The sequence below is a fragment of the Streptomyces niveiscabiei genome (assembly GCF_001419795.1).
Classification (GTDB): Bacteria; Actinomycetota; Actinomycetes; order Streptomycetales; family Streptomycetaceae; genus Streptomyces; species Streptomyces niveiscabiei.
Genome location: NZ_LIRL01000113.1, coordinates 1 through 4851, shown reverse-complemented (window position 1 = coordinate 4851; position 4851 = coordinate 1). Strand labels below are relative to the sequence as shown.

Genomic DNA, 4851 nt, shown 5'->3' with positions numbered 1-4851 from the left:
CAGCCGCCGTCCGGGGTGGGCGGGGGCGGCGCGGGTGCGGGCTCGCCGGGCAACCCGTCTCCGCCATTGGCCAACTCGGGCCGCAGCGTGGACATTTTCATACCTCCGGGACTCGGCTTCCTGTTCCACTCATGCGGAACAGGCAGTGCGCCACCCCTTCCGAACCATTTTCTTGAGAAATCAGAAAGGGCGGAGAAAAGGGGATGGAAGTCAGGCCGCGAAACCTCGGGCCACAATCCATGCCACGACCCGAATCCAAACAGCCGCAGAGAGAATGACGACAAGGCTGCATACGGCTCTCATGCGAGGTCCAGTGTGGACGGCCGCGCGTCCCACTCGATACCGCCGCCTTCGGGACGGACCCACGCCACAAGTTCCGGTTTCCGGTACTCGGGGAGTTGATTTACGTTCACGTCCTCATAGACGGCCTGAAGGATGCCCGTGCGCACGCCGTCCGTGACCGGCTTCCCGATGTGCTCGGCGGTGACCATCAGCGGCCCCGCTCAAGCTTGCAGTCGAGGCAGTCCTCGTACGGGCAGGGGGCGAAAGTCGGCACCGGGAGTGCGATCTTTCCCGTCGCTTCGTCGAGCCTGCCGCCGTACTCGCTCCACCAATCCGCCCGGAGTGCTGTTTCAGGCTCTTCGGAGCCGTCCAGAAGCCGGACCAGCTGCGGGAGTCCGAGGGCGCTCGCGCGGGCGTTTGCAGCCTTGCCCGGAGCCATCAGGACGCCCCCTTGGGACACTTGACGTGCCGGTACAAGGTGACGGGCGGGTCAGGCGTCCTCTCGATGACTCCGCGCCGCACCGGCTCATCCTGACTCAGCGGTCTCAGGCAGGCGGAGCACAATTGTCCGGCGGGCGGGTATGTCGTGTACTCCCACTGTCCCGCTTCCGCTGCGTCCGCCGATGCTGCCGCACTCATCCCGTGACCTCTTCTCTTGGTGTCCTCTCGTCTCGGCAATGGTGCCGCGAGGTGCGATGACGTGCGTAGATTATTGGCGTTGTCGGGTAAAGATCATGGCCCACTCGGACAGGAGATTCCTGCACTCGTCCCCGAAGACGGCATAGGACTCGTACCGATCGAAGTCATCTCGGTATGCGCTTACGTCTCTACGGTCACGGAGAATCAGAGCCCCCGTATTGGTCTCGACTTGCACCAGTCTTCGGTCATATACCGTGAAGACACTCAACGGGGTCTCAGTGATAGGGCCGACCGCCCCAAGAGGTATGACGCCTAGTTGCACGTTGGGAATTCGCGAGACGGACGTCAGCCGGTCGAGCTGCATAGCCATTGCGATGGGAGAAGCCAGAGGCCACCGGACAGCCTGTTCCGTCAGTAGGAAAGTGAAGAACTTCGACGAGTCCAATAGGATCTGTTGCCGTTCCAGCTTCTTGGCCACGGTCTTGGACATGTCACCGGAGTTCCCCGCGAGACTCGCCCGTACGTAGTCGGGCGTTGCAAGTAGGCCCGTAATCATTGTTGGCAAGAAGAATCGGAACTCTGTGGTGACGGCTTCGAGTCGGGCCAAATCGTTCTGTTTCTTGTCCAATCCCCGCCGTTGAGAAGCCCAGTCATCCTGCCATTCCGTGTTGGCTGTGCGAGCCAACTCAAGTATTCTTTCGGCGACGGGTCCATTAATTCCAAGAGCTTCAATGATTAGCTCAACATCAAAAATGGTGGGGGTGAGCTTTCCTCCTTCGATGTTACTGATTTTGGTCTGTGACATGTTGCAGCGGCGAGCAAGCCGGGTCTGAGTCAACCCGGCCCGCTTGCGCTCACTGCGGAGTACTTCCGCTAGGTCTGACCTCGACCGACCTAGGGACTCAGGTTCAAAGGTCAAGGCCCTTCACGTACTCCTCGAAAGACACTGACTCCGTCAGAGCAATGTGCTGGTATTCGAGGAACGGGCTCACGTCGCCCTCGAATACTTCACGACTGATCTGCGTACCGTCTGCCTGATAGTGCATGAGCACGACTTCCGTCTGGTCGAACATCCAGAAGTCCTGCACCCCTTCAAGGGGATTGGGGCGACCAGTGACATCCATGATGCGAATGTCTTCACCTGCCCACATGTGCGGCCGGTAGTACATGAACTCGTAACGCAGGTAGTCTGACAGGGGTCGAGACACGATGTGAACGCGTCCCTTGCTCTTCCCTTCCCGCCGCAACCGTTTAAGGTCGTCGGTGTACTCGTTCGAGTACGCGTGCGGGTCGATTCGCTCCCCGGCAAGAAATGCCTTGATCTCCTCGGCTTCCTGCGGAACGCGATACTCGGGCAGAGTCTCCAGCCGCCATGCCTCACGCTGGAAAGACTCGAACCGAGCTGCCCATTCCTCACCATCCAAGAGCACGGAAAGCCTCCCTCAGTGTCTCTTCAGGGATCTCTACAAGTCCTTCCCCGCTGGGAGCGGTGAACGCATCAGACACGTCCCCTTGGACGACGAACGAACCCGACGCTGTTCGGTAGACGTTGGGGCAGTCGTTCTTGTTGCAGTTGCCCTCTCCGTTGCCAGTAAGTCGGGTCAGTTCTTCGCGTGCCATGCTCAAACCCCCTTGTGTCTGACCCCTGTTGGGGCCCGTGAACGCGACGGTACGGAGGTTGGCTCTGGGCGTCTATGCGGCAACGCCAATATTCGTGTTGTCGGGTAAACCGGTGTCCTGGCAGGGGTTCGGCTCCCGCCCGCTCTCAGCGTGGCCCCACGCGGCAACGCGGATTCCCGGCGTGAAGCGGCAGAGCCCTCCGACGCGACGTCGGAGGGCTCTGTACGGGCCTGCTTGAGACTGCGTCAGCCGAGCCCGGGCCCCCGCACCGGGATCGTCGTGAACGTGGGCGCGGGCGCCGGGTCCTGGAAGAAGTCGTTGCCCTTGTCGTCGACGACGATGAACGCGGGGAAGTCCTCGACCTCGATCTTCCAGACCGCCTCCATGCCGAGTTCCTCGTACTCGACGACCTCGACCTTCTTGATGCAGTCCTGGGCGAGGCGGGCGGCGGGGCCGCCGATGGAGCCGAGGTAGAAGCCGCCGTGGGTGTCGCAGGCGGAGGTGACCTGCTGGGAGCGGTTGCCCTTGGCGAGCATGACCTTGGAGCCGCCGGCGGCCTGGAACTGTTCGACGTAGGAGTCCATGCGCCCGGCCGTGGTGGGGCCGAAGGAGCCGGAGGCGTAGCCCTCGGGGGTCTTGGCCGGCCCGGCGTAGTAGACGGGGTGGTCCTTCAGGTACTGCGGCATGTCCTCGCCCGCGTCGAGCCGCTCCTTGATCTTCGCGTGGGCGATGTCGCGGGCGACGACCAGGGGGCCCGACAGGGAGAGCCGTGTCTTCACCGGGTACTTGGTCAGCTCGGCGAGGATGTCGTCCATCGGCTGGTTGAGGTCGATGCGGACGACGTCGTCCTCGTCGGCGGAGAGGTGCTCGTCGGTGGTGTCGGGCAGGAACCGCGCCGGGTCGGTCTCCAGCTGCTCCAGGAAGACGCCCTCGGCGGTGATCTTCGCGACGGCCTGCCGGTCGGCGGAGCAGGAGACGGCGATGGCGACGGGGCAGGAGGCGCCGTGGCGCGGGAGGCGGACGACGCGGACGTCGTGGCAGAAGTACTTGCCGCCGAACTGCGCGCCGATGCCGATCTTCTGGGTGAGCTCGAAGACCTTCTCCTCCAGCTCCTTGTCCCGGAAGCCGTGCCCGAGCGCGGAGCCCTCGGTGGGGGCCTCGTCGAGGTAGTGCGCGGAGGCGTACTTCGCGGTCTTGAGGGCGTACTCGGCGGACGTGCCGCCGACGACGATCGCGAGGTGGTACGGCGGGCAGGCGGCCGTACCGAGCGAGCGGATCTTCTCCTCCAGGAACTTCATCATGGAGGCCTCGTTCAGGACGGCCTTGGTCTCCTGGTAGAGGAAGGACTTGTTGGCGGAGCCGCCGCCCTTGGCCATGAAGAGGAACTTGTAGGCGCCGCCGTCGGTGGCGTACAGCTCGATCTGCGCGGGGAGGTTGGAGCCGGTGTTCTTCTCCTCCCACATGGTGATGGGGGCCATCTGGGAGTAGCGCAGGTTGAGGTTCAGGTAGGCGTCGTAGATGCCGCGGCTGAGGGCCTCCTCGTCGCCCCCGCGCGTAAGGACGTTCTGGCCGCGCTTGCCCATGACGATCGCCGTGCCGGTGTCCTGGCACATGGGCAGGACGCCCGCCGCCGCGATGTTCGCGTTCTTGAGGAGGTCGAGGGCGACGAACTTGTCGTTGGAGGACGCCTCGGGGTCGTCGACGATCCGGCGCAGCTGCGCGAGGTGCGCGGGGCGCAGGTAGTGCTGGATGTCGTGGATGGCCTCCTCGGCGAGCTTGCGCAGCGCCTCGGGCTCGACCTGGAGGAACGTGCGCCCGTCCGGCCCCTCGACGGTGGAGACGCCTTCGGAGGTCACCAGCCGGTAGGGGGTGGTGTCCTCTCCCAGGGGGAGCAGATCGGTGTACGCGAACTCAGGCATCGACGCCCATTCCTCACTTGATGGTCTGCGGCCGGCCGCCATTGGCAAGCGCTCACCAGCCTAGAACCTGCCACTGACAACGCCTCGGTGAGGCAAGGCTTAGTTTGATGATAATGAAAATCCCGTAGGGGTGTCGCGATCTATCGTGTTTCGCTACGCTGCTGTCGTGGACCTTCAGAAGCACACCCCGCCACAGACCTCGCCGCCGCAGGCCACCACGGCCCCCACCGACCTGCGCGCCTCCGACGCCGACCGCGACCGCNNGCCGAGGGCCGCCTCACGGCCGACGAGCACGCCGAGCGCGTCGAGGGCGTGCTCGCCGCGAAGACGGTCGGCGAGCTGGAGGTGTTCGTCCAGGACCTCCCGGCCCCCGGCCAGGGCCGTACGGCAC

7 protein-coding genes are annotated in these 4851 nt (G+C 64.1%); 1 reads left to right on the top strand and 6 read right to left on the bottom strand.

Annotation, left to right across the window (positions count from 1 at the left end; all coding sequences use genetic code 11):
• Positions 1-299: 299 nt before the first annotated feature.
• From AOK24_RS06715 to AOK24_RS06695, 6 genes are all read right to left on the bottom strand, one after another.
• Positions 300-491, bottom strand: coding sequence for a hypothetical protein (locus AOK24_RS06715; RefSeq protein ID WP_055719134.1), 192 nt, complete (start codon positions 489-491; stop codon positions 300-302).
• The gene (locus AOK24_RS06710) at positions 491-721 is read right to left on the bottom strand and encodes a hypothetical protein (protein WP_055719133.1); all 231 of its coding nucleotides are present in this window, start codon (positions 719-721) and stop codon (positions 491-493) included. Before AOK24_RS06710 ends, AOK24_RS06715 begins: the two co-directional genes overlap by 1 nt.
• 270 nt (positions 722-991) lie before the next feature.
• Positions 992-1840, bottom strand: a complete 849-nt coding sequence (locus AOK24_RS06705) for a helix-turn-helix domain-containing protein (protein WP_055719132.1) — start codon at positions 1838-1840, stop codon at positions 992-994.
• Entirely contained in the window at positions 1830-2351 is a 522-nt protein-coding gene (locus tag AOK24_RS06700; RefSeq protein WP_055719131.1) for a DUF6879 family protein, read from the bottom strand. The genes AOK24_RS06705 and AOK24_RS06700 overlap by 11 nt, the downstream gene beginning before the upstream one ends.
• On the bottom strand, positions 2335-2541 hold the full coding sequence (locus tag AOK24_RS45465) for a hypothetical protein (protein ID WP_079056698.1): 207 nt from the start codon (positions 2539-2541) through the stop codon (positions 2335-2337). The genes AOK24_RS06700 and AOK24_RS45465 overlap by 17 nt, the downstream gene beginning before the upstream one ends.
• Positions 2542-2786: 245 nt before the next feature.
• A complete protein-coding gene (locus AOK24_RS06695) occupies positions 2787-4460 on the bottom strand; it encodes a fumarate hydratase (protein ID WP_055719130.1) in 1674 nt (557 codons plus the stop codon).
• A gap of 264 nt (positions 4461-4724) precedes the next feature.
• Between AOK24_RS06695 and AOK24_RS50285 the strand changes: the two genes are divergently transcribed.
• A partial coding sequence (locus AOK24_RS50285; protein ID WP_240553701.1) for a DUF1707 SHOCT-like domain-containing protein occupies positions 4725-4851 on the top strand: 127 nt, incomplete at both ends.